Origin of the sequence: Microbacterium sp. NPDC028030 (genome assembly GCF_040637855.1) — a bacterium.
In the GTDB taxonomy this organism is placed as follows: domain Bacteria; phylum Actinomycetota; class Actinomycetes; order Actinomycetales; family Microbacteriaceae; genus Microbacterium.
This window is the reverse complement of sequence record NZ_JBEZXF010000003.1, coordinates 217,378-240,647: the sequence shown is the minus strand read 5'-3', so window position 1 is coordinate 240,647 and position 23,270 is coordinate 217,378. Positions and strand designations below refer to the sequence as shown.

At 69.7% G+C, this 23,270-nt stretch carries 21 protein-coding genes; 14 read left to right on the top strand and 7 right to left on the bottom strand.

All coding sequences use genetic code 11. The features are described from left to right. Positions 1–29: 29 nt before the first annotated feature. Together AB0E56_RS15580 and AB0E56_RS15575 are read left to right on the top strand one after the other, a co-directional pair. Positions 30–455 (top strand): YciI family protein, encoded by a 426-nt coding sequence (locus AB0E56_RS15580; protein WP_359800482.1) that lies wholly within the window; start codon positions 30–32, stop codon positions 453–455. Continuing rightward, entirely contained in the window at positions 455–1,750 is a 1,296-nt protein-coding gene (locus AB0E56_RS15575; RefSeq protein ID WP_359800480.1) for an RNA polymerase sigma factor, read from the top strand. The genes AB0E56_RS15580 and AB0E56_RS15575 overlap by 1 nt, the downstream gene beginning before the upstream one ends. A gap of 60 nt (positions 1,751–1,810) precedes the next feature. On the opposite strand, the gene AB0E56_RS15570 is transcribed toward AB0E56_RS15575, so the two are convergent. Both AB0E56_RS15570 and AB0E56_RS15565 read right to left on the bottom strand, forming a co-directional pair. Continuing rightward, positions 1,811–2,083 carry a GlsB/YeaQ/YmgE family stress response membrane protein gene (locus tag AB0E56_RS15570; RefSeq protein WP_017203627.1) on the bottom strand — a complete coding sequence of 91 codons (273 nt, stop codon included), beginning with the start codon at positions 2,081–2,083 and terminating at the stop codon, positions 1,811–1,813. Between the two features lie 163 nt (positions 2,084–2,246). After that, positions 2,247–3,167 carry a Bax inhibitor-1/YccA family protein gene (locus AB0E56_RS15565; protein ID WP_359800478.1) on the bottom strand — a complete coding sequence of 307 codons (921 nt, stop codon included), beginning with the start codon at positions 3,165–3,167 and terminating at the stop codon, positions 2,247–2,249. 90 nt (positions 3,168–3,257) lie between these two features. Here AB0E56_RS15565 and AB0E56_RS15560 point away from each other — a divergent pair, with 90 nt between their 5' ends. Then, the gene (locus tag AB0E56_RS15560; protein ID WP_359800476.1) at positions 3,258–4,244 is read left to right on the top strand and encodes a glycerophosphodiester phosphodiesterase family protein; all 987 of its coding nucleotides are present in this window, start codon (positions 3,258–3,260) and stop codon (positions 4,242–4,244) included. Positions 4,245–4,270: 26 nt separating this feature from the next. Here the strand turns inward: AB0E56_RS15560 and AB0E56_RS15555 are convergent, their stop codons facing one another. After that, positions 4,271–4,669, bottom strand: a complete 399-nt coding sequence (locus tag AB0E56_RS15555; RefSeq protein WP_359800475.1) for a YccF domain-containing protein — start codon at positions 4,667–4,669, stop codon at positions 4,271–4,273. 89 nt (positions 4,670–4,758) lie between these two features. Here AB0E56_RS15555 and AB0E56_RS15550 point away from each other — a divergent pair, with 89 nt between their 5' ends. From AB0E56_RS15550 to ligD, 6 genes are all read left to right on the top strand, one after another. Then, positions 4,759–5,772: an ABC transporter ATP-binding protein gene (locus tag AB0E56_RS15550; RefSeq protein ID WP_359800472.1), complete on the top strand. Its 1,014-nt coding sequence runs from the start codon at positions 4,759–4,761 to the stop codon at positions 5,770–5,772. Continuing rightward, positions 5,769–6,788, top strand: a complete 1,020-nt coding sequence (locus AB0E56_RS15545; protein ID WP_359800471.1) for an ABC transporter permease — start codon at positions 5,769–5,771, stop codon at positions 6,786–6,788. Before AB0E56_RS15550 ends, AB0E56_RS15545 begins: the two co-directional genes overlap by 4 nt. 163 nt (positions 6,789–6,951) lie before the next feature. Next, positions 6,952–10,083 carry a lamin tail domain-containing protein gene (locus AB0E56_RS15540; RefSeq protein ID WP_359800469.1) on the top strand — a complete coding sequence of 1,044 codons (3,132 nt, stop codon included), beginning with the start codon at positions 6,952–6,954 and terminating at the stop codon, positions 10,081–10,083. A gap of 96 nt (positions 10,084–10,179) precedes the next feature. After that, positions 10,180–12,648 carry a UvrD-helicase domain-containing protein gene (locus AB0E56_RS15535; RefSeq protein ID WP_359800467.1) on the top strand — a complete coding sequence of 823 codons (2,469 nt, stop codon included), beginning with the start codon at positions 10,180–10,182 and terminating at the stop codon, positions 12,646–12,648. A gap of 73 nt (positions 12,649–12,721) precedes the next feature. Next, positions 12,722–13,861 (top strand): SseB family protein, encoded by a 1,140-nt coding sequence (locus AB0E56_RS15530; RefSeq protein WP_359800465.1) that lies wholly within the window; start codon positions 12,722–12,724, stop codon positions 13,859–13,861. A gap of 71 nt (positions 13,862–13,932) precedes the next feature. Beyond that, positions 13,933–15,003 carry a non-homologous end-joining DNA ligase gene (gene ligD, locus AB0E56_RS15525; RefSeq protein WP_359800464.1) on the top strand — a complete coding sequence of 357 codons (1,071 nt, stop codon included), beginning with the start codon at positions 13,933–13,935 and terminating at the stop codon, positions 15,001–15,003. 5 nt (positions 15,004–15,008) lie between these two features. Here ligD and AB0E56_RS15520 read toward each other — a convergent pair whose 3' ends face one another. Both AB0E56_RS15520 and AB0E56_RS15515 read right to left on the bottom strand, forming a co-directional pair. Continuing rightward, positions 15,009–16,052, bottom strand: a complete 1,044-nt coding sequence (locus AB0E56_RS15520; RefSeq protein ID WP_359800462.1) for an ATP-dependent DNA ligase — start codon at positions 16,050–16,052, stop codon at positions 15,009–15,011. Positions 16,053–16,098: 46 nt separating this feature from the next. Beyond that, positions 16,099–17,550: an NAD(P)/FAD-dependent oxidoreductase gene (locus AB0E56_RS15515; protein ID WP_359800461.1), complete on the bottom strand. Its 1,452-nt coding sequence runs from the start codon at positions 17,548–17,550 to the stop codon at positions 16,099–16,101. A gap of 71 nt (positions 17,551–17,621) precedes the next feature. On the opposite strand from AB0E56_RS15515, the gene AB0E56_RS15510 reads away from it, so the two are divergent. After that, entirely contained in the window at positions 17,622–18,110 is a 489-nt protein-coding gene (locus AB0E56_RS15510) for a magnesium transporter (RefSeq protein ID WP_359800460.1), read from the top strand. Continuing rightward, positions 18,110–18,607, top strand: coding sequence for a GNAT family N-acetyltransferase (locus tag AB0E56_RS15505; RefSeq protein WP_359800458.1), 498 nt, complete (start codon positions 18,110–18,112; stop codon positions 18,605–18,607). The genes AB0E56_RS15510 and AB0E56_RS15505 overlap by 1 nt, the downstream gene beginning before the upstream one ends. A gap of 27 nt (positions 18,608–18,634) precedes the next feature. Here AB0E56_RS15505 and AB0E56_RS15500 read toward each other — a convergent pair whose 3' ends face one another. Together AB0E56_RS15500 and AB0E56_RS15495 are read right to left on the bottom strand one after the other, a co-directional pair. Further along, positions 18,635–19,876, bottom strand: coding sequence for an acyl-CoA dehydrogenase family protein (locus AB0E56_RS15500; protein ID WP_359800456.1), 1,242 nt, complete (start codon positions 19,874–19,876; stop codon positions 18,635–18,637). A 62-nt stretch (positions 19,877–19,938) separates the two neighbouring features. Beyond that, entirely contained in the window at positions 19,939–20,598 is a 660-nt protein-coding gene (locus AB0E56_RS15495; RefSeq protein WP_359800454.1) for a TetR family transcriptional regulator, read from the bottom strand. Positions 20,599–20,658: 60 nt separating this feature from the next. On the opposite strand from AB0E56_RS15495, the gene AB0E56_RS15490 reads away from it, so the two are divergent. From AB0E56_RS15490 to sucD, 3 genes are all read left to right on the top strand, one after another. After that, positions 20,659–21,012, top strand: a complete 354-nt coding sequence (locus AB0E56_RS15490; RefSeq protein WP_359800452.1) for a DUF2510 domain-containing protein — start codon at positions 20,659–20,661, stop codon at positions 21,010–21,012. Positions 21,013–21,126: 114 nt separating this feature from the next. Then, a complete protein-coding gene (gene sucC / locus AB0E56_RS15485; RefSeq protein ID WP_359800451.1) occupies positions 21,127–22,293 on the top strand; it encodes an ADP-forming succinate--CoA ligase subunit beta in 1,167 nt (388 codons plus the stop codon). 18 nt (positions 22,294–22,311) lie between these two features. Further along, positions 22,312–23,214: a succinate--CoA ligase subunit alpha gene (gene sucD / locus AB0E56_RS15480; protein WP_359800449.1), complete on the top strand. Its 903-nt coding sequence runs from the start codon at positions 22,312–22,314 to the stop codon at positions 23,212–23,214. The last annotated feature ends 56 nt before the right edge of the window (positions 23,215–23,270 follow it).

The following is a 23,270-nucleotide window of genomic DNA, read 5'->3' as shown; positions in this document are numbered from 1 at the left end:
ACACGGCCCCTTCGAACAAGGAGAACATCATGAAGTTCATGCTCATCATGCGCGCTAACGACGACGCCGTCGAGGCATACAAGCAGATGCCGTTCGAGCAGGTCATCGAGGCCATGGGCAGGTACAACGAGTCGATGATCAAGGCCGGCGTCCTCGTCGCAGGCGAAGGGCTGACGGACGCCGCAGAGGGTTTCGTGGTCGACTTCAGCGCTGAGAAGCCGCTCATCACCGACGGCCCCTACGGCGAGACCAAGGAGCTCTTCAACGGGTTCTGGATCGTCGAGGTGTCGTCGCGCGAAGAGGCTGCCGAGTGGGCGAGCCGTGCACCCCTCGGACCGGGGTCTTTCCTCGAGGTGCGTCGAGTGACCGGTGCGGAGGACTTCCCGGCCGACAACGAGTGGATCGAGAAGGAAGCCGGCTGGCGCGAGGAGCAGGCCCAGCGCGCACAGCAGTGATGGACGCTTCCGCACGCAGCGAGACGGCGCGTTCCGCCACCGACATCGGGTCGGCGGAGCGCGCCGTCGCCGCCGTGTGGCGCATCGAGTCCGCCCGCATCGTCGGCGCCCTCACGCGGATGGTCGGCGACTTCGGGCTCGCCGAGGACCTCGCGCAGGAGGCACTGGTCGATGCGCTCCGCCAGTGGCCGGCCGAGGGGGTGCCGCGCAACGCGGGTGCCTGGCTCACGGCGGTGGCGAAGCGGAAGGCCATCGACGGCTGGCGACGTGCGGAGCGTCTGGACGCCCGCGTCGCCGTCCTCGCCCACGACCTGGAGCGGGAGCAGGACGAGGCGCCGGATCTGCTGTGGGATCCGGATGCCGTCGACGATGACGTGCTGCGACTCATGTTCATCGCATGCCACCCCGTGCTCTCGCGCGAAGCGCAGGTGGCGCTCACCCTGCGGGTGGTCGGCGGACTGTCGAGCGAGGAGATCGCGCGGGCCTTCCTGGTGCCGACCGCGACCGTGCAGCAGCGGATCGTGCGCGCCAAGAAGACCCTCGCCGCCGCGCACGTCCCGTTCGAGGTGCCGCCCCGCGAGGAGCATGCGGAGCGGGTCGGGGCGATCCTCGGGGTGCTGTACCTGATCTTCAACGAGGCGCACGCCGCCAGCAGCGGCCCCGAGTGGATGCGACCCGAGCTGAGCGATGAGGCCATCCGGCTCGGACGGGTGCTCGCCGCGCTCATGCCGCGAGAGCCCGAGGTGCACGGCCTCGTCGCGCTGATGGAGCTGACCGCGGCACGGTTCGCGGCACGGGTGGACGGCAACGGCGACCCCGTGCTGCTCGCCGACCAGGACCGTCGGCGCTGGGACCGAGGGCGCATAACGCGCGGTCGAGCTGCGCTGGCGGCGGCGGATGCCCTCGGACGCGGTCGCGGCGCCTACGGGCTCCAGGCCGCGATCGCCGAGTGTCATGCGGTGGCGGAGTCCGTCGACGGCACCGACTGGGACAGGATCGTGCTGCTGTATGAGGCGCTCGGACGCATCTCACCCTCGCCGGTGGTCGAACTCAACCGGGCTGCGGCCGTGGCTATGGCGACGGGGCCGGCCTCGGCCCTGCGCATCATCGATCAGCTCTCGGCCTCCGGTGCGCTGCGCGGCTATCACCTGTTGCCGGCGACCAGGGGCGAACTCCTGAGAAGACTCGGGCGGGAGGACGAGGCGCGCAGCGAGTTCGCCATCGCTGCGGCGATCGCGGGGAACGATCGGGAGCGCGCCCTCCTGGAGCGCAAGGCCCGCGGCGCACAGAGATGACCCGCCCCCTTCGGGAGCTCTCGCTGCCGAAGGGGACGGGCGTGGGGAGGTGGGGGAGCGTCAGTCGTTGACCTTCTGGCCGCGCCCGGCGATCAGGCCGTAGATCAACAGCACGATGATGGAACCGGCGATGGCGAGGAGCCAGGTGCCCAGATCCCAGAACTCGGTGAGGGGGCGGTTGAGGATCAGGCTGCCGAGCCAGCCTCCCAGAAGAGCACCGACGACACCGAGCAGCAGAGTGATGAACCAGCCGCCGCCCTGCTTCCCGGGGAGGATCAGCTTGGCGATGGCTCCGGCGATGAGGCCGAGAAGAAGAAAGCCGAGAAAACTCATGGTCAGCTCCTGTAGATCGGGAGCCCCGGGGTACCGGGGCTTCTGATATTCAGGATGCTCCCGTGGCAGGGTGCATGCCAACCCCTTGCGCGGCGCGGCCCGGGTATGGCAAGAGGCCCGCCTCCCAGGGAGACGGGCCTCTCGTGGCGCGGATCGTGTCGCGTCAGTTATTGCCGCGGGCGATCGCGATGATGCGGAGGATCTCGACGTAGAGCCAGACCACGGTGACCATGATGCCGAAGGCGCCGAGCCAGCCGTACTTGCGCGGGGCGCCGTTGCGCACACCCTGCTGGATCTGGTCGAAGTCGAGCACCAGCGAGTACGCGGCCATGATCACGACGAGGACGCCGATGATGAGGCCGAGCGGGATGCCCATGATCTCGGCGCTGAACAGGCCGAAGGCGTTGGTGTTGATGCCCGTCCACATGAGGACGAGGTTCAGCAGCGAGAAGACCAGGTAGCCGATCATCGCGATCATGAAGATCTTGGTGGCCTTCTTGGAGGCGCGGATCTTGCCGCTCGCGAAGAGGGCGAGGGTCACGCCGACGACCGAGATGGTCGCGAGGGTCGCCTGGAAGACGATACCCGGCCACTGCACCTCGAAGAAGGCCGAGATGCCACCGATGAAGAGTCCTTCGAACGCGGCGTAGGCGAAGATCAGCGCGGGACGCACCTTCTTGCGCGAGGTGAACGTGATGACCATCGCGAGCACGAAGCCGCCGAGTGCGCCGACGATCCACGGGAGGATGTTGACGGCAGCCGGGTTGTAGGGGTCATAGCGGGGGACGTCGAGTCCGCCCAGCGTCAGCACCCAGCCGATGGCTGCGGTGACGAGCAGGATGCCGAAGAGTCCGGCCGTCTTCCAGACCGTGTCCTCGACCGACATGCGGTCGGTCTCGATGGCGCCGGCCGGCGGCGCGGCGTACATGCCCTCGAGCTGTGCGTTGGCTGCAGCGTCCATCGCCCCGTGCTGGAGCGAGGCGCTCTGCGCGCCCTGAGCAGCCTGGGGTCCGCCCGGGTAGGTCGCGACATTGCGCGGGTCCTGCTGCTGGAAAGCAGGATTGTTGAAAGCGAAGTTGCTCATTGGTGGGCCTCACTCCAAAGGGGGGTAGTAGGTCGCTTTCCTCCACGATACCCGGGTGGCGACACTCCCGGGGTGTTCTACGCTGAGAGCGTGCCCAGGAAATCCCCCCTCGTCATCGGGCATCGCGGTGCGCCCGGCTATCGACCGGAGCACAGCCGCTCCTCGTACGAACTGGCGCTCGCCATGGGGGTGGACGCCGTGGAACCCGATGTGGTCGCCACCAAGGACGGCGTCCTCATCGTGCGGCATGAGAACGAGATCTCGGGCACGACCGACGTCGCCGAGCACCCGGAGTTCGCCGACCGGAAGACCACCAAGCGTGTCGATGGGAACGCCCTGACCGGGTGGTTCACCGAGGACTTCACGTGGGCGGAGCTGTCGACCCTGCGCGGGCGCGAACGTCTGCCCGATGTGCGGGCCTCGAGCGCGAGCTTCGACGGGTCGCAGGCCATCCTGCGCCTTCGGGATGTGCTCGACATCGTGCGGGACGGGTCGGTCGAGCACGGCAGGGAGATCGGCGTGGTGCTCGAGGTCAAGCACGCCACCTACTTCGCGAGCATCGGCCTCGACCTCGCCCCGTTGATCGACCGCGAGCTGCGCGAAGCGGGGTGGGCCGACGGAGAGCTGCCGTTGATCATCGAGTGCTTCGAGTCGACGGTGCTGGGTCAGTTGCGTGAGCGCGGGATCGCCGCGTCGTACGTCTATCTGATCGAGGCGGCCGGGCGACCCTATGACCATCTGGTCGCGGAGGGCAAGCAGGCGCTCACCTACCCGGCGACCGTCACCGCACAGGGCCTCGACGGGCTCGTCGGACGCGTCGACGGCATCAGCGTGAACAAGAAGATGCTCCTCGCGCGGGGTAACTCGATCGTCGCGGATGCGCACGCGCGCGGGCTCACGGTCTTCACCTGGACGTGTCGACCGGAGAACGCCTTCCTCGCCCCCGAGTTCCGCGGGTCGGGCGGGCGTGGTGCGTACGGCGACTACGAGGCCGAATGGGGAGTGATCGCCCGTCAGGGCATCGACGGGGTGTTCGTCGACCACCCGGACCTCGGCGTCGCTTTCTTCCGCGGCTGAGCGATCACCGTCCCATGAGCCGACGCTCAGAGGGTCCGGTCGAAGGCGCCTCTCCGCGTCGAGACGATCTCCTTGCCGAGCGGCATGAGCGAGACGGGGACCATCTTGAAGTCCGCGATGCCCATCGGGATGCCGATGATCGTGACGCACAGCAGGATCCCCGAGACGATGTGTCCGATCGCGAGCCACCATCCGGCGAGGATCACCCACAGCACATTGCCCAGGAACGACCCGACTCCCGCCGTGGGCTTGCTGACGACCTCGCGTCCGAAGGGCCAGATCGCGTACGCGGCGATGCGGAACGAGGCGATCGCCCAGGGGATGGTCACGATCGGGATGCACAGCACGATCCCGGCCACGACGTACCCGAGGAACAGGGCCCATCCGGCGAGGATGACCCAGATGATGTTGAGGATCGTGCGCATGAGCCGATTGTTCCACCCGACGCTCGGCGTGGCTGAGCATCCGCCCGGAGGTCCCCGGCGCGACGGGACTCTGATGCCAGACTGACCGCATGACCGGAATCGTGGTGCAAGACGTCAGCAGGGCATTCGGGACGGTGCAGGCGGTGAGGGGAGCGACGCTGCGGGCGGAGCCCGGTCGCGTGACCGGACTCGTGGGACCCAACGGCGCGGGCAAGACCACCCTGCTCCTGATGCTCGCCTCGCTGCTCGCCCCCGACACCGGAACGATCCGCATCGGCGACGTCGATCCCGCCGTCGATCCGCTCGCCGCTCGCCGTCTGCTGGGGTGGATGCCGGATGCGCTGGGCGCGTGGCCGTCGCTCACCGCGCGCGAGACCATCGTCACGACCGCGCGGCTGTACGGCATCGAGAAGGCCGATGCCGCAGCTCGTGCGCAGCAGCTGCTCGCCCTCGTCGGGCTGGGCGACCTGGCTGACTCGCCCGCGAAGGTGCTCTCCCGCGGGCAGAAGCAGAAGCTGGGTCTGGCGCGCGCGCTCGTGCACGATCCGCGGGTCCTGCTCCTCGACGAGCCGGCCTCCGGTCTCGACCCGGAGGCACGTTTGCAGCTGCGCGTGCTGCTGCGCCGTTTCGCCGCCGAAGGTCGCACGGTGCTGATCTCGAGCCACATCCTCTCCGAGCTGGAGGAGGTCGTCGACGACGCGGTGTTCCTCGTCGCCGGCGCCGTGGTCGACGCCGCACCGGCCCAGGCCGCGGTGCGCGCCTGGCGGATCCGACTGGCGGGGGTGACGCCCGAACGACTGAACGCCGACGTGTGGCAGGTCGCATCGAATCTCGGACTCGCCCCCGAATCGCTCGCCAGCGATCGCGGTGCCGTCCTCGTCGGGTTCGACGGGGAGGAGGCGGCTGCCCAGTCGCTGCGCCGCCTCGTCGAGGCCGGCCTTCCGGTCGCGGAGTTCGCTCCGGCGCAGAGCGACCTCGAGCACACGTTCCTCGCGCTGCGTCATACCCCGACCAGCGCGGCGACCCCCACACCACCGCCGCCTGCGCCGCCCGCGGCGCCACCGGCACCCACCGGCCGGAGCGCGACGGAGGCGGGAGCATGAGCGCCGCGAACATCGGGATCATCGCCCGCCTCGAACTGACCCAGCGGCTGCGCAGCGTCGGCTGGTACGTCCTGCTCGGTGTGTTCGCGCTCGTCCTCCTCGGCGTCACCGGGCTCGCGTTCGCGGTGTACTCCTGGGGCGACTTCGTCGGCGCCGGCGTCTACTCCATCGTCGTCAACATCGTGCTCCTGTTGGTGGTGCTGGTCTCGCCGACCCTGAGCGGCAACGCCATCAACGGCGACCGTGACGCGGCGACCCTCGCCGCCATTCAGGTGACAGCGGCATCCACCGGCGACATCATGCTGGGCAAGCTGCTGGCCGCCGTCGCGACCGGGGGCGCCTTCCTTGCGGTCGCACTGCCGTTCCTCGCGCTGTCGCTGCTGGGCGGGGGAGCGAACCCGCTCGTGCTGCTCGTGTCGCTGCTCGTGCTCGCCGCCGAGATCATCGTCGTCGCGGCGATCGGCGTCGGCCTGAGCGGACTCATCGCACGCCCGCTGTTCTCTGTCGCGACCACGTACCTCGTGGTCTCGGCGCTCGTGTTCGGAACGCTCATCGCGTTCGGTCTCGGCGGTCTGGCCGTGCGCAGCGAGGGGACGAGCTACTCGCGGCCGTATGACGCGAACGGCGCGGTCGACTGCGAGAACTGGGAGGTCACCACCACCTACGAGGTGCCGCGCTTCGACCTCGTCTGGTGGGCGCTGGCCGCGAACCCGTTCGTGGTGCTCGCCGACGCGACCCCGACCGAGTTCTCGCCAGAGGGGTATCCCGTCGACCTGTTCGGGCAGATCAAGACCGGTGTGCGCGCTGCGCAGCAGTCGCCGCTCGAGCAGCGCTGGGACGAGTGCGATCCGGACGGCGGATACGTCACGCCGCAGGACATGATGGAGTCGTCGGTGCCCAGCTGGTTCGTCGGGCTGGGCGTGCAGGTCGTGATCGCGGGCTCGCTGTTCGCCGGAGCCTGGGCACGGACGCGGACGCCGGCACGCCGCCTGCCGCCGGGGACCCGCATCGCCTGAGACGAGGTGCGGCGAGGAAGTCGCCACCTCCCGTTCACCTCCCGTGCACCCGGGGGTCTTCCTGCGGCCACGCGGGATCGATGGTCTGAGCGCGTACCCGTCTGCCTCACCGCCGATGCGCTCCGTCCGCGGAGCCCGCCGGCCGAGCCCCCAGGAGTCCTCCATGCCCCGCCTGCAATCCGCAGCGGCGGTCGTGGCGGTGTGCGCCCTCAGCGCTGCCGCCCTGCTCGCCACACCCGCCGCCGCGATCGGCGCCGACCTCGGCAGTCGTCCCGCCGCATCGCTCCCGGCTTCTCCGACGCTGGTCCTCAACGAGATCGTCTACGACGACGCGGCGACGGGCCTCGCCGATCAGGTCGAGATATACAACGCCGGCACCGCCACGGTCGACCTGACCGGGTGGACCATCGCCGACGAGAAGCGCGACAGCTTCGGTGCGGCGCCGGAGGGGACATCCCTCGCTCCGGGGGAGTTCCTGGTGCTCGTGAAGGACGTCGACTTCGACTTCGGACTCGGCAAGGGCGACGAGGTGGTGCTGTTCGATCCGACCAGCACCGAGGTCGACTCCTTCGCCTACGAGAACACCGCACCGCTGTCGGTGTGGGCGCGATGCCCCGACGGCACGGGGGACTGGGCGCACGCGACGGCGGCGACGCCGGGGGCACCGAACGATTGCAGCGTCGCCCCCGTCGAAGGGTCGATCCTCATCAACGAGGTCGACTCGCAGCCCGCGGACTGGGTCGAGTTCTACAACCCTGGCACCGAGGCGCTCGACATCTCGGGCTACGAGATCCGCGACAACTCCGATGACCACCGCTGGCAGTTCCTCGCCGGCACGCACATCGCGGCAGGTGGATTCCTGGTCGTCGAGGAGGGCACGATCGGCCTCGTCGGAGGTGTCGAGACCGCATTCCGCGACCCGATCGGCATTGGCAGCGCCGACCGCATCCGTCTCTTCGATGCCACGGGCGCCCAGCTCGACGACACTCTGCCGTGGCAGGGGCACGCGGCGATCGGCGGCGACTTCGCTGCCGCCACGCTCGCCCGCTGCCCCGACGGCGTCGGTTCCTTCGTGCTCGCGCACCCGACGCCAGGGGCCGCGAACTCGTGTGTGATGCCCGATGTCGTGATCAACGAGATCGAGTCGAACGGCGACGCCACCGACTGGGTCGAGGTCGTCAACACCGGAGCGACGGGGGTCGACCTTTCGGGCTGGACCATCATGGACAGCGACCCGACCGGTCACGCGGCCGAGACCACGCCGCTGCCCGCCGGCACGATGCTGGAGCCGGGTGGCTACTTCGTGTTCGACCAGCCGGCGAACTTCATCTTCGGCCTCGGCAACGGCGACACCGTGACGATCCGCGATGCGAACGGCAACACGGTCGACGAGCACGTGTACGCGGCCCACGCCGACGGCGTCCTGGCGCGGTGCGCCGACGGCACGGGCGACTTCGTCGACGTGGCCGTGTCGACGAAGGGGCTCCGCAACGCCTGCGGCAACCCCGTCCGCATCAACGAGGTCGAGTCCGACGGCGGGTCGCCCGACGACTGGATCGAGCTCGTGAACCCGACCGACACCGACCTCGACGTCTCGGGCGTCGTGGTGAAGGACGACGACGATGCCCACGCCTACGCCATCCCGGCCGGCACCTCGATCGCGGCGGGTCAGTACCTCGTGATCGAGCGGGAGCAGCTGGGCTTCGGTCTCGGCGGCGGTGACGCGGTTCGCGTGTTCGACGGCGATCTGCTGGTCGACGAGACCACCTGGGGCGAGGGCCACGCGGCCGCCACCTGGGGTCGCTGCCCCGACACCACGGGCGCCTTCGCGGCGACCACCGAGTCGACGAAGGGCGCAGCCAACGTCTGCGCGGGCGAGATCGCGTTCTCCCCGTGGCCCGGTTCGGCCGAGGTCCGCGTGCTCGACGCCGCGCCGACGTTCCTTGAAGACAGCTCGGGCTTGGACGTGCAGGAGACGGCTGACGGCGTATTCCTCTGGGCGGTCGACAACGGCGAGGGCCGCATCTGGAAGCTCGAGGCTCGCGCCGACGGCTCGGTCGACAAGGTGGACGGCTGGGACGAGGGCAAGCGCGTGCGCTTCCAGAAGGATGCTGCCGACCCCGGTGCTGCCGGTCCCGACACGGAGGGCATCACGGTCGACGGAGACGGTTTCGTCTACGTCGCCTCGGAGCGCGACAACGGCGCGAAGGGTGTGAACCAGAACGTGGTGCTCAAGGTCGATCCCGAAGCGGCCGCGGGCGACCTGGTCGCCCAGCAGGAGTGGGACCTCACGGCGCTGCTCCCTGCGGTCGGCGCGAACCTGGGCATGGAGGCGGTGCAGTGGGCGCCCGATGCGGCTCTCGCCGGGAAGCTGTTCGACGACAACACCGGTGCCGCGTACGACCCCGCGGACTACGACGGTCACGGAGCCGGGCTGTTCCTCGTCGCGGTCGAGGACAACGGGCACGTCTACGCCTTCGCGCTCGCCGCTGACGGCACGGCGACCCTGGTCTCGGAGATCGCGCCGGGCCTCGCCGGAGTCATGGCGCTCGACTACGACACCGTGCGGAACACCCTGTGGGCCGTCTGCGATGACGGGTGCCACGGCCGGTCGGCGGAGATCACCCTGAACGGAACCGCGCAGCCCGGGATCGCCCACTACGAGCGCCCGGCCGGCATGCCCGACATCAACAACGAGGGCTTCGCGACCGCGCCGGCCTCGCTGTCGGTCGACGGTCAGCGACCGGTGTGGTGGTTCGCGGACGGCTTCGCCTCGGAGTCGCTGCGCACGGGGACGCTCCCCGGCGTCGGGGGAGAGAACCCCGGCGGGGAGAACCCCGGGGGAGAGAACCCGGGCGGCGAGAACCCGGGCGGGGAGAACCCGCCCGTGCCCGGCGCGGAGCTGGTCGACGGCAACCGCAACGGCGTGACGGTCGACCCGTCCGTCGCGGCCCGTGGACAGAAGGTCACGGTGACGGTCGGCGAGGAGTCGGCGGGTGCGGAGGCCGCGGTCTGGATGTACTCCGACCCCGTCCGAGTCGCGACCGGGACGCTCTCGGCTGCGGGCGCCCTCACCGTCACGATCCCCGCCGACGCGCCGCTCGGGGCGCACCGGATCGCCGTCTTCGCGGCCGACGGCGCTCTCCTCGGCTGGGCCGACATCCGCATCGTCGCCGGTGCGGGCGGGCTCGCTGCGACCGGAGCCGAACTTCCGGTCGGGGCCGCCGCGCTCGCGATGGCGCTCCTCGCCGCGGGGACGCTCGTGCTGATCCGCCGCAGGCGCGCGGCGGCCTGAGCGCCGAGGTGGGGCCGCGGTCCGTCCGCGCGCCCCACCCCGTCGTTCAGCGACCCGTGCCCCGGTGTCGGTGCCGCCGCCTAGACTCATAAGGCCATGACCGAAGCCCCCCTCATCGTCCCCGGATCCGTCGGCCCCTCGTCCGCGGGAGCCCCGGCACAGGACGACCTCCTCGCCGGACTCAACCCGCAGCAGCTCGAGGCCGTCACCTACCGCGGCCCCGCTCTGCTGATCGTCGCGGGAGCGGGGTCGGGCAAGACCAGCGTGCTCACCCGTCGCATCGCCTCCCTGCTGCGCAGCCGCGAGGCGTGGCCGAGCCAGATCCTCGCGATCACCTTCACGAACAAGGCGGCCGGAGAGATGCGCGAGCGCGTCGAGGGGCTCATCGGCGACGCCGCCCGCGGCATGTGGATCTCGACCTTCCACTCGGCCTGCGTGCGCATCCTGAGACGCGAGGCGCAGCAGTTCGGCTTCACGAAGAACTTCACGATCTACGACTCCGGCGACTCCAGGGCACTGATCAAGCGTCTGGTGAAGGAACACGAGGCCGACGCCTACGGGCTCACCCCCGCCGCGGTCCAGGGCCGCATCTCCAAGCTCAAGAACGAGCTCTCCGACGCCGAGGCGTATGCGCGTCAGGCCAATATGAGCGACCCGGCCGAGCGCGTGTTCGTCGAGGTCTTCGCCGACTATCAGCGACAGCTGCAGAAGGCCAACGCCTTCGACTTCGACGACCTCATCGGCCAGACGGTGTACCTCTTCCGCGCCTTCCCCCAGGTCGCCGACACCTATCGCCGACGGTTCCGGCACATCCTGGTCGACGAGTACCAGGACACGAACCACGCGCAGTACGCCCTGATCCACGAACTGACGCGACCCGTGTCGGGTGCAGGCTCCGCGCCGGACCCGTATGCCTCGAACGGCATGATGATCTTCGAGCCCGATCCGGAACCCGCCGGCGCGGGCGAGCCGGGGGCGTCGCTCACCGTGGTCGGCGACTCCGACCAGTCGATCTACGCGTTCCGTGGAGCAGACATCCGCAACATCAGCGAGTTCGAGCGGGACTTCCCCGGGGCGAAGGTCGTGCTGCTCGAGCAGAACTACCGCTCGACGCAGAACATCCTGTCGGCGGCGAACGCGGTCATCGGCAACAACTTCGATCGCAAGGACAAGAAGCTCTGGAGCGACAAGGGCGACGGCGACGCCATCATCGGCTTCACCGGCTATTCGCAGCACGACGAGGCGCAGTTCGTCGCCGATGAGGTCGAGGCGCTCCGCCGCGCGGGTATGCCTTACTCGGAGATGGCGGTGTTCTACCGCACCAACTCGCAGTCGCGCGCGCTCGAGGAGATCTTCATCCGCTCGGCCGTGCCGTACAAGATCATGGGCGGCACGAAGTTCTACGAGCGGGCCGAGATCAAGGACGCGCTGGCGTACCTCGTGGCGGTGGCCAACCCCGCAGATGAGATGTCGGTGCGGCGGATCCTCAACAAGCCGCGTCGTGGCATCGGCGACGTGACCGAGACCGCCATCGCCCGGTTCGCCGAGGAGCACGGCATCACGTTCCGCGACGCACTCTCGATGCCAGGGCAGCTCGGTGTGGGGCCGAAGATCCAGGCGGCCATCGCCCAACTCGACGCGGTGCTCACCGAGGCGACCGCGATCATGCTCCCGCCGTCCGGCGAGGTGCCGCCGTCGACATCGGTGGCCGACGGGCTGAGCCTGCTTCTGGCGAAGAGCGGCTACCTCGACGCGCTGCGCGCCAGCCGCGACCCGCAGGACGAGGCGCGCGTCGAGAACCTCGACGAGTTCGTGGCGGTCACCCGTGACTTCGCCCGCAACAACCCGGAGGGCACGATCACCGACTTCCTCACCGAGGTCGCTCTGGTGTCCGACGCCGACGACCTTGACGACGAGTCCGGATCCGTCTCCCTCATGACCATGCACACGGCGAAGGGCCTCGAGTACGACGCGGTGTTCGTCACCGGTGTCGAGGAAGACCTCATCCCACACCGCATCTCAGCGGGAGAGCCTGGCGGTCCGCAGGAGGAGCGTCGGCTGTTCTACGTGGGCATCACCCGCGCACGCAAGCGGCTGCACCTGTCTCTCGCGATGACCCGTGCCCAGTTCGGCGAGGTGACCGTGGCGATGCCGAGCCGCTTCCTGCAGGAGATCCCGGCAGGGCTCATCGACTGGCGGCAGTCGCCTGGCGACGTGAACTCGCGCGGCGGTATGCAGTCGCGTGCCTTGAACGCGCGCCGCCAGGGCGGTTTCGGCGGATCCGCGTCGAACGACAGGTTCGCGGTCAAGGCGCTCCCCGGACGCGACTCCCTGAAACCGCTGTCGACGGCGATGGACAAGTTCCCCAACCGGGTCACGGCCAAGATGCGTGACAACGGCGACCTCGAACTCGCCGCGGGCGACCGCATCCGTCACGTGGACTTCGGCGAGGGCCGTGTGGACGCCGTGACCGGAGAGGGGGCCAAACGGATCGCGCACGTCCGGTTCGACTCCGCAGGGCAGAAGAAGCTGCTCATCAAGGTCGCTCCGATCGAGAAGATCTAGCATCGACCGCCGCTCGGTTCGCGCGCGGCGCAATCGCGCGGAACCCGGTGGGATGCCGGTTAGGCTGGCTCATATGGCCCTCTTCTCCCGCCGCAAGAAGTCCGGTGACGATGCCGTCGCCCCCACCGCCGATGCCCCGCAGGAAGCGGGCGGGACCGAGGCCCCCGCCGCCGTCGATGCGGGTGCGTCCACCGAGCAGCCTGAGGTCGAGGCGCCCTCGATCGGCATCTCGGTGCAGGCCTTCCGCGGCGTCGGCGCGGAGGCGGGCCCCGAAGTCGCGCTCCCTGACGCCGATGCGAAGCCCGCGGAGGCTCCTGCCCCGCGTCAGACGGCACCGGCCCCTGCGCCGCAACCGGCCGCTCCCCAGGAGCGACGCCTTCCCCTCGCTCCGGCGCTGCCGCCCGAGCAGACCGAGACGGTCGCGGGCATGAAGGACAACGTCCTGCTGCGCGAGGCGCTGACAGAGATCGAGGCCGGTGCGACCAACGACCAGCTCCTCGGCGTGATGCGCCAGGCACTGCAAGGTCACCTGTACATCCGCGTGAACGGCGATGCCCGCGCGCAGATCAGCGAGGGCAAGCCGCTCTCTGTCGCGGTGGTGCGCGACAACGACGACCGTCAGTTCATGCTGGCCTTCAGTTCGGCACGCGCGGTGCGCGACTCGGTGCAGCTCGAGGCCGACCCCGCGGCGACCTCGGCGGTGGCGCAGCCGGTGACCTCCGTGCTGCAGCAGGTCGTGTCGGGCGACTTCGCCGGACTGATCGTCGACAACGCATCCGCGCCGCATCGCGTCGTCTTCCCGACCGAGCTGCTGCAGAAGACGCTCGAGCAGGCCGACGTCGACATGGCGGTCAAGACGATCCTCGCCGCACCGCGTGAGCAGGACTCTGCGGTCAAGGTCGGCGCGGCGCTGGCGACGAAGCGGATGTGGGTGGCGGTGAACGACGGCACCGGCTCGGGGCAGGTCGGCATCGCCGAGGCGCAGACCGCGGACGGTCGGCGGTACCTGCAGCTCTTCTCGCACCCGCTCGAGGTCATCGCCCTCGGCCGGGGCGACCGGCCGCTCCCGTTCGAGCCGGAGCAGTTGGCCAAGGTCCTCACGAGTCACTCGGAGATGGCAGGCGTGATCGTCGACTCCGCGGGGCCGTCGCTCGTCGTAGAACGGGACGCACTCGCCCCCGTCCTCGTGCTCGCGGTCGACCTGGACGACTGAGCGACGCTCGCCTGGTTGCGGTCGTGCCCTGCGGGGTTCCGTCTGTCGGGGCATCGCTCTAGGGTCGGAGCATGGCCTCAGAACGCGTGACCCTGACCGTCGCCGACTCCGACGCGGAGCGCGAGGTGACGCTCTCCAGTCCCAACCGCGTGGTGTGGCCGGACCTCGGGATCACGAAGGCCGAACTCGCCGAGTACGTGCAACTCGTCGCGGTGCCGTTCCTCGCGGCCAACGGCAACCGCCCGGTCTCGCTCGAGCGATTCCGTGACGGGGTCGGTGCGTCTGGCGGCCCGCGGGCGGAGGGCTTCTTCTCGAAGAACCCGCCCAAGGGCACGCCGGACTTCGTCGACGCGGTCACCGTCACCTACAACAGCGGGCGCCAGCATCCGCAGATCGTCCTGAACCGCACGAGTGCGATCGTCTGGGCGGTGCAGATGAACACGATCGTCTTCCATCCGTGGGCGTCGCTCGCCACCGACGCCGACAACCCCGTCGAACTGCGCATCGATCTCGACCCGCAGCCGGGGACGGATTTCGCGGACGCCGTCGTCGCCGCGCATACGCTGCGCGAGGTGCTGCGCGAGGCAGGCCTGGAGGCGTTCGCCAAGACGAGCGGCAATCGCGGGCTGCACGTCTTCGCGCCCATCGAGCCCACCCATGAGTTCCTCGATGTGCGGCACGCCGTGATCGCCGCGGGACGCGAGCTGGAGCGGCGGCTGCCGGAGCAGGTCACGACGAACTGGTGGAAGGAGGAGCGCGGGGAGCGGATCTTCGTCGACTTCAACCAGGCCAATCGCGACCGCACCATGGCCGGGGCCTACAGTCCACGGGCGTTGCCCGGTGCGACGGTGTCGACGCCGGTCTCGTGGGACGAGCTCGACGGCCTGGACCCCCGCGCGTTCACGGTGCGGAGCATTCCGAAGAGGATTGACGACGTGGGCGACCCGTGGGCCGACATGCAGGCGTCACCCGGTCGCATCGACACCCTGTTGGAGTGGTGGACCCGTGACACCGAGAACGGTCTGGGCGAGCTGCCGTTCCCTCCCGAGTTCCCGAAGATGCCGGGCGAGCCTCCGCGCGTGCAGCCGAGCAAGAAGGTCGCGGCGAACTGGGACGAAGACGGCACTCCCGCCGACAAGTGACGCGGTCAGCTCAGGACGTCGGCCAGGTCGTAGCCCGCGACGGTGTCGAGCTGGTCGTAGGTGCATGAGCGGGCGTCGCGATCAGGGCGCCAACGCTCGAACTGCACCGTGTGACGGAAGCGCGCGCCCTCGAGCTGGTCGTACCTGACCTCGAGCACCCGCTCGGGGCGCAACCGCACGAAGGAGACATCCTTCGCGCCGCTGAAACGTGAGCGCTCGCCCTCCACGGTCACGGCGTCGCCCGCGTCATCGCGCTCGACCAGGGGTGCCAGTTCGTCGACGAGCTCCTGCCGCCGCACGTCGCTCCACGCCGCGACGCCGCCGACCTGGCGCAGCACGCCGTCGTCGCCGTAGAGGCCGACTAGCAGCGAGCCGACGCCGGAACCCGACTTGTGGATGCGATAGCCGAGTGCGACCACGTCGGCCGTCCGGGCGTGCTTGATCTTGAACAGGGTGCGCTTGCCCGGGGCGTACGGCTGGTCGAGGGGCTTCGCGACGACGCCGTCGAGCCCCGCGCCCTCGAACTCCTGCAGCCAGCGCACGGCGGAATCGCGGTCGCGCGTCGTCCGGGTGATGTGCAGGGGGTGCTCGACGGCCTCCATCACCGTCTCGAGCCGCGCCCGCCGCGTCTCGAACGACTGCGTGAGAAGGTCGTCGTCCCCGTAGGCGAGCAGGTCGAAGGCGATGAACATGGCCGGTGTCTCGACGGCGAGCTTCGCGACGCGCGAGGCCGCGGGGTGGATGCGCTGACTCAGCGCCTCCCAGTCCAGGCGCTGGGATCCCCGGGGACCGGTGGCGACGACGATCTCCCCGTCGAGCAGACACGGCCCAGGCAGCAGCTCGGGGATGGCGTCGACCAGCTCGGGGAAGTACCGGGTCAGGGGTTTCGCTCCTCGGGAGCCGATCTCCACCGTCTCGCCGTCCCAGGCGATGAGGCCGCGGAAACCGTCCCACTTCGGTTCGTACAGGAGTCCGCCGGGGGTCTTGTCCGGTTCGGGTACGGTCCGGACCGCTTTCGCGAGCATCGGTGCGGGGATCTCGTAGCGCATGGTCCCATCCTGGACGCCGGCGATGCTGCGGCGGAAGGGGTTGCGCTCAGCCGAACAGGTCGTCGAGCGTGGCGGGTTCGCCGGCATCGGCGAGGGCCGTGCGCGCCGCGTGCCATCCGGCCATGCCGCTGACCGCCGGGCCGGGCGGGGTGGCGGCGGAGGCGAGGTAGACACCCCGCATGGGGGTGCGCCACGGTGCCGGAGTGAGCGCGGGTCGACGCAGCGCCTGTCGCATGTCGAACACGCCTCCGGAGATGTCACCGCCGATCTCCGCGGGGTTGATGGCTTCTCGCGACGACGCGGGCACGGCGTGGTGCGCCAGCACGAGGTCGCGGAAGCCCGGAGCGAAGCGCTCCACCTGGGCCGTGATGAGGGCGGTCGGGTCGAGATCGGAGCCGTTGGGCACGTGAATATACGCCCACAGCACCGCCTTGCCTTCCGGTGCGCGCGACGCGTCGACCACGGACGGCTGCACCGCGAGCACGTAGGGGCGTTCGCTCACGCGGCCGGCGGCGACGGCGTTCTCGCTCGCCCAGATCTCGGCGCGGGTGCCGCCGAGATGCACGGTGATCGCCTGTCGCACGTCGTCGTTGCTCCACGGGATGGGTCCGTCGAGGGCGAAGTCGACCTTGGCCGCAGCTGCGCCGTAGCGGTACGAGGCGAGAGTTCTCCCGTATCCCGCCGGGATGTCGGGGTGGGTGAGCGCCAGGCGCGGAGAGGTGTTCAGCAGAAGCAGATCGCCTCGGTCGGGGTCGCCCCAATCGAGCGCACCGAGGTCGGTGATCGCCGTTCCGGTCTCGACGGAGCCGCCATGCGCTTCGAGATCGGCGACCAGCGCGTCGGCGATGCTCTGCGCGCCACCGCGGGGGAGCGGCCACCCGTCGGCATGTCCGAGAGCCGCCAGCAGCAGACCGGCGGCCGCGCCGGCGAGTGAGGGTTGCGGGGAGTTGGCATGCGCGACGACTCCCGACATCAGGGCGGCCGCCTCCACGGTGCGGAAGCTGCGCGCGGCGAGGGGAGTGCCCTGATCCAGCATCCGCAGCGCATAGCGGACGGCTGTCACGGGGTCTGCGGGAACGCGCAGCAGCTGGTTGCCGGTGAAGTCGGTGACGCCGTCGATGTGTCCGCTCAGGGGGCGCAGGAGCGTGAGCCAGGTCCGCTCATCGGCCCCGAGTCCGGCAGCGGTGCGCTCGATGTCCCGCCACGCGATCGCGGCCCTTCCGGCATCCAGCGGGTGCGCGTACGAGATCTCCGGGATGATCCACTCGAGGCGTTCTGCGAGACCGAACGCCCGGAAGAACGGCGACGCCAGCGCGGCAGGATGCACCGTGGAGCACACATCGTGTCGGAAACCGGAGAGCGTGGTCTCCGCCGTGCGCACTCCACCGCCGACCGTGTCGGCCGCTTCGAGCACCCGCACCTCGTAGCCGGCGCGTGCGAGGGCCACCCCGGCGGCGAGGCCGTTGGGGCCGGAGCCGATGATCGTCGCCCGAACCATGACGCCAGTCTCGCACGCGCGACGGAGGAAACGGTCGGACGCAGTGCCCGGAGCGTGCGATCCTGGAAGGGATGAAAGAAGTACAGGGGCCGACCCCCGCAGGCACCTCCCGTCCATACCGTTCGCTCCAGGAAGCGCTGCGCGCGCACCGCATAGACCCGGCGAACCACGCATTCATCACGTCGATCGTCGATGCGATCGGGATCACCTCGTTCATCGACCGCGGCCGCTACATCGAGGCGATCCGTCGCGGCGAGGGTGCGTCGCTGCACATCGGGCGCACCTATACCAACGGTTTCACCGAGGACGAGCGACTGATCGTCGGCTCGGCTCCCCTGCGGCTCCAGCCGAGCGACGGGCGCGCGCCGTACTTCTATGTGAGCCACCCGAGCGAGTTCATCCCCCTCACACCGCAGCGAGCGGCGAAGCGCGCGACGACCCCTCGCGTCTCGGCACCGCGCGCCGAGAAGGCGCCGAAGCCCGTCTCGGAGCGCGACTACGGCGTGTGCGACGTGTGCTTCATGGTGAAGACGCCCTCCGGCGGCTGCGGCTGCGACTGATGGTCGATCGGGCGGACGCGTCGCCGCGGGTCCGCCCTGCGGATCTCCGCCACGACACTCCCGCCGTCGCCGCCGCCGTGCGCGCTTACCTCGTCCAGACAGAGGAGGAGAAGCGGCGGGAGAGCGGCACGGAGAGCGCAGCGCTCCTCGTGCTCCCCGAGCGGTATCGGCCGGAGGTCGACGACCCCTCTGCTGCGTACGACGGCTGCCGGGTGCTCGTCGCGGATCTCGACGACCGGGTGGTCGGCGTCGTCGTCTCGCTCGCCCGTGGCGGCATCACCGAGGTCAAGCGACTGTGGGCGGATCCCCGCGTGCGTGGCCGTGGCGTGGGGTCGGCGCTGCTCGACGCGGCGATAGCGGATGCGGAGGGTGAGGTGCGTCTTTCCGTGTGGGAGTGGCGCGAGCGAGCGATCCGCCTCTACGAATCACGCGGCTTCCGCCGCGCGGAGAGTTGGGACCCGCGTCCGCGTCTGGTGTGCATGATCCGTCCCGCGTGAGACTGACCAGGACGCCCGCACCTGGCCTCAGGCGAAGGCGCTCATCCCCGTGATGTCGCGACCGAGCAGCAGCGCCTGCACGCTCTCGGTGCCCTCGTAGGTGTGGATCGCCTCGATGTCGGCCATGTGCTGCATGACGCCGTTCTCGAGCAGGATGCCGTTGCCGCCGAGCAGGTCGCGGGCCGTCGAGGCGATGCGGCGTGCGGCGCGCGTGTTGTGGAACTTCGCGAGCGAGGCCTGCGTCGGACGTAGATCTCCCGCTGTCTCGAGGTCGGCCATCCGGCGGCAGTACAGCTGCATCGCCGTCAGGTCTTCCAGCATGTGGGTGAGCCGCTCCTGCACCATCTGGAACTTCGCGAGCGGCTTGCCGAACTGCACTCGCTGGGTCGCGTACGCCAGGGAGGCCTCGTAGCATGCGGTCGCGTGACCGAGTGCCGACCACGCGACGCCCGAGCGTGTGGCATAGAGGACGGTGGATGCGTCCTTGAAGCTCTTGGTCCCGGGCAGCACCGCATCCAGGGGTACGTGCACGTCGTCGAGCACGATGTGCGCCTGGTGGATCGCCCGCAACGAGGCCTTGCCGCGGATCACGGTGCCGGTGTAGCCCGGCGCGTCCTGCTCCACGAGGAAGCACCGCACAGCGCCGTGCTCATCGGCGGCCTCGTCCTCGACGCGCGCCCACACGAAGGTGATGCCGCCGGAGGCGCCGTTGCCGATCCACTTCTTCGCCCCGCGGATGACCCAGGCGTCGCCGTCGCGCCTGGCCACGGTCTCGAGCGAGACGGAGTCGGAGCCGTGGTCTGGTTCGGTCAGTGCGAAGGATCCGAGCACCGACCCGTCTGCGAGCGCGGTGAGCCAGCGCTCCTGCTGCGCGGACGACCCGAACAGGGCGAGCGTGCGCAGCGCGAGCCCGCCCTGCACCGCGAGGATCGTGCCGAGGGAGCCGTCGCCGCGTGAGATCTCCATGTTGACCAGGCCTGCGGCCAACGGCGAGAGGCTCGTGAGCGACGGGTGCTGCACGCCGTCGACGACCAGATCCATCTCGCCCATCCGGCGGGCGGCCGCGAGCGGATACTCCGCGCGGTCCCAGGCCTCCGTCATCTGCGGCGCGACCTCGTCGACGTAGGCCTTCGCACGATCCCACGCGGCCCGATCGGCGGCGGGGATATCGCCGAAGACGGCGTAGTAGTCGCTGTCCTGACGTGCGGTGATGTCGTAGGACGAGACGCGCTCGCCGGGGAAGGGGGAGGGGGCGGCTGCAGTGCTCATGGGACTCCTTCGTGGACCCGAGTATCGTACTCCTCGATACTCGGTTCCACGACCTCGAGTCGTCAGTCGAGTTCGGACTGCAGGCGGCGGGTGACCTCCGCGATCGGCATGGATCGCGGGAACACGGCGACGACCATGTCGTCCGGGGCGGTCGCCGTCTCGCCGGTCACCCCGTACCGGCGGCGGACATCGGCGAGCGCCGTCTGCAGCGTCGCCAGCGGCACCTTCTTGCGCCCGCGCAGCAGTTGACGCAGCACGTGGTTGTGCACGGCGGTCACGAGCGCCGCGAACCCCACGGCGTCCAGCGGATCGACGCCGGGGAGGGCGCCGCGCAGGTACTCGTCGAACAGGCGCTCGTAGCGGAAGACCGTGATGATCTCGCGCTCGCGCAGCACGGGCACCTGACGCACGATCTGGTAGCGCCGACGGGCGAGCTGGGGGTCGTGGGCGAAGTGCGCGAAGACCGACTCGGATGCGGCGCAGACGGCGCCCCACGGGTCGTCGTGCCCCTCGTCGAGGAATTCGCGGAGCTGCTCGAGAAGCACCTCATGGTCGGCGAACACGACATCCTCCTTGCCACCGAACTGGCGGAAGAAGGTCGAGCGCGAGACGCCGGCCGCCTTCGCGATCTGCTCCACCGACGTCTGGTCGAAGCCCTGGGCGCTGAAGAGCTCGAGCGCTGCGGCGACGACGCCGGTGCGCAGTTCTGCGGATTCGTGCATGGCGAAAGCCTAGACCTCGGCGGGCGCCGACACCGAGGCGCCGCCGTCATACTGAGGAGCGTGAGCGAACGTGGGATTCCGGCCGGATGGTACGAGACACGGCGCCGCGGCACCCGGCGCTGGTGGGACGGCGCGCGGTGGACCGAGCGCATCGCCGTGCACGGACGGGAGACCACGTTGGCAGCGGACACCGCAGCGGTGCGGCGGCAGCTGATCGTGAGCGAGGCCGTCCTGGGGGTCGTCCTCGTCGGCTCGATCCTCATCGCGCTGTGGGGTGGGCTGCCCGTCGTCGTCGTGCGACCGGTGATCGTCGCCGTCGGCACCGCGTTGGTGATCACTCCGCTGCTGATCACCCGTCAGCTCCGTCTGGCGGCGCTGCCTTCACGTCGCCACGGCGTGCCGCCGCTGCGGTGACCGGCCGGCGCCCGCGGCCGCAAGCGCGCCCAGGCCGAGGTAGTAGGCTGGGGGACTGGTCGATGTCTCGACATCGAGAGAATTACCAGACAGCAGCCCAGTGAAGGAACCACAGTGGATCTGTACGAGTACCAGGCACGAGACGTTTTCGAAAAGTACGGAGTGCCGGTCCTCGCCGGCATTGTCGCGGACACCCCTGAAGAGGTGAGGGCGGCTGCCGAGAAGATCGGCGGAGTGGTCGTCGTCAAGGCTCAGGTGAAGACCGGCGGCCGTGGCAAGGCGGGCGGCGTCAAGGTCGCCAAGACCCCCGACGAGGCGTACGAGGCGGCGAAGGCCATCCTCGGCCTCGACATCAAGGGCCACATCGTCAAGCGCGTCATGGTCGCGCAGGGTGCGCGCATCGCCGAGGAGTTCTACTTCTCCGTGCTGCTCGACCGCGCCAACCGCTCCTACCTGAGCCTCTGCTCGGTCGAGGGCGGCATGGAGATCGAGGAGCTCGCGGTCGAGCGCCCTGAAGCTCTCGCACGCGTCGAGGTCAACCCGCTGACCGGCATCGACAAGGAGAAGGCCGTCGAGATCGCTCGCGCGGCGAACTTCCCCGAAGACCTGGTCGAGAAGGTCTCCGACGTCTTCGTGAAGCTCTTCGACGTCTATAAGGGCGAGGACGCGACGCTGGTCGAGGTCAACCCGCTGGTGCGCACCGAAGAGGGCGACATCATCGCGCTCGACGGCAAGGTCACGCTCGACGACAACGCCTCCGAGATCCGTCACCCCGAGCACGAGGCGCTCGAGGACAAGGACGCCGCCGACCCGCTCGAGGCCAAAGCCAAGCAGTCGGGGCTCAACTACGTGAAGCTCGACGGCGAGGTCGGCATCATCGGCAACGGCGCAGGGCTCGTCATGTCGACGCTCGACGTCGTCGCCTACGCAGGCGAGAACCACAACGGCGTCAAGCCGGCGAACTTCCTCGACATCGGCGGCGGCGCCTCGGCCGAGGTCATGGCCGCCGGCCTCGACGTCATCCTCGGCGACCCGCAGGTCAAGAGCGTGTTCGTGAACGTGTTCGGCGGCATCACGGCGTGCGACGCCGTCGCCAACGGCATCAAGGGCGCACTCGAGACGCTGGGGGCCACCGCCTCCAAGCCGCTGGTCGTCCGCCTCGACGGCAACCGCGTCGACGAGGGCCGCGCGATCCTCGCCGAGTACGCGCACCCGCTTGTGACCCTGGCCGCAACCATGGACGAGGGCGCCGACAAGGCCGCCGAACTCGCCAACGCCTGAGACTGAAGGACGAGAAGAATGTCGATCTACCTCAACAAGGACTCCAAGGTCATCGTCCAGGGCATCACCGGCGGTGAGGGCACCAAGCACACCGCGCTCATGCTCAAGGCCGGCACCCAGGTCGTCGGTGGCGTCAACGCCCGCAAGGCCGGCACCACGGTCTCGCACACGGACAAGGGCGGCAACGCCGTCGAGCTCCCCGTCTTCGCCTCGGTCGCCGAGGCCATGAAGGAGACCGGCGCCGACGTGTCGATCGCCTTCGTCCCCGGCGCGTTCACGAAGGACGCGATGATCGAGGCCATCGACGCCGAGATCCCGCTGCTCGTCGTGATCACCGAGGGCGTCCCCGTCGGTGACTCCGCTGAGGCCTGGGCCTACGCGCAGAGCAAGGGCAACAAGACCCGCATCATCGGACCGAACTGCCCCGGCATCATCACCCCCGGCGAGGCTCTCGTCGGCATCACCCCGGCGAACATCACCGGCAAGGGTCCGATCGGCCTCGTGTCGAAGTCGGGCACCCTGACCTACCAGATGATGTTCGAGCTGCGCGACCTGGGCTTCTCCACCGCCATCGGCATCGGCGGTGATCCGGTCATCGGCACGACGCACATCGACGCGCTCGCCGCGTTCGAGGCCGACCCCGAGACCAAGGCGATCGTGATGATCGGCGAGATCGGCGGCGACGCCGAGGAGCGGGCGGCCGAGTACATCAAGGCGAACGTCACCAAGCCCGTCGTCGGCTACGTCGCGGGCTTCACGGCTCCCGAGGGCAAGACCATGGGTCACGCGGGTGCGATCGTCTCCGGTTCCGCCGGCACCGCCCAGGCGAAGAAGGAGGCCCTCGAGGCCGCCGGCGTGAAGGTCGGCAAGACGCCGTCCGAGACCGCCGACCTGATGCGCGAGATCATCGAAGCGCTCTGATCTGAGCTACGCTTGATCTGAAGGCCCCGGGCTCCACCCCGGGGCCTTCTCTCATG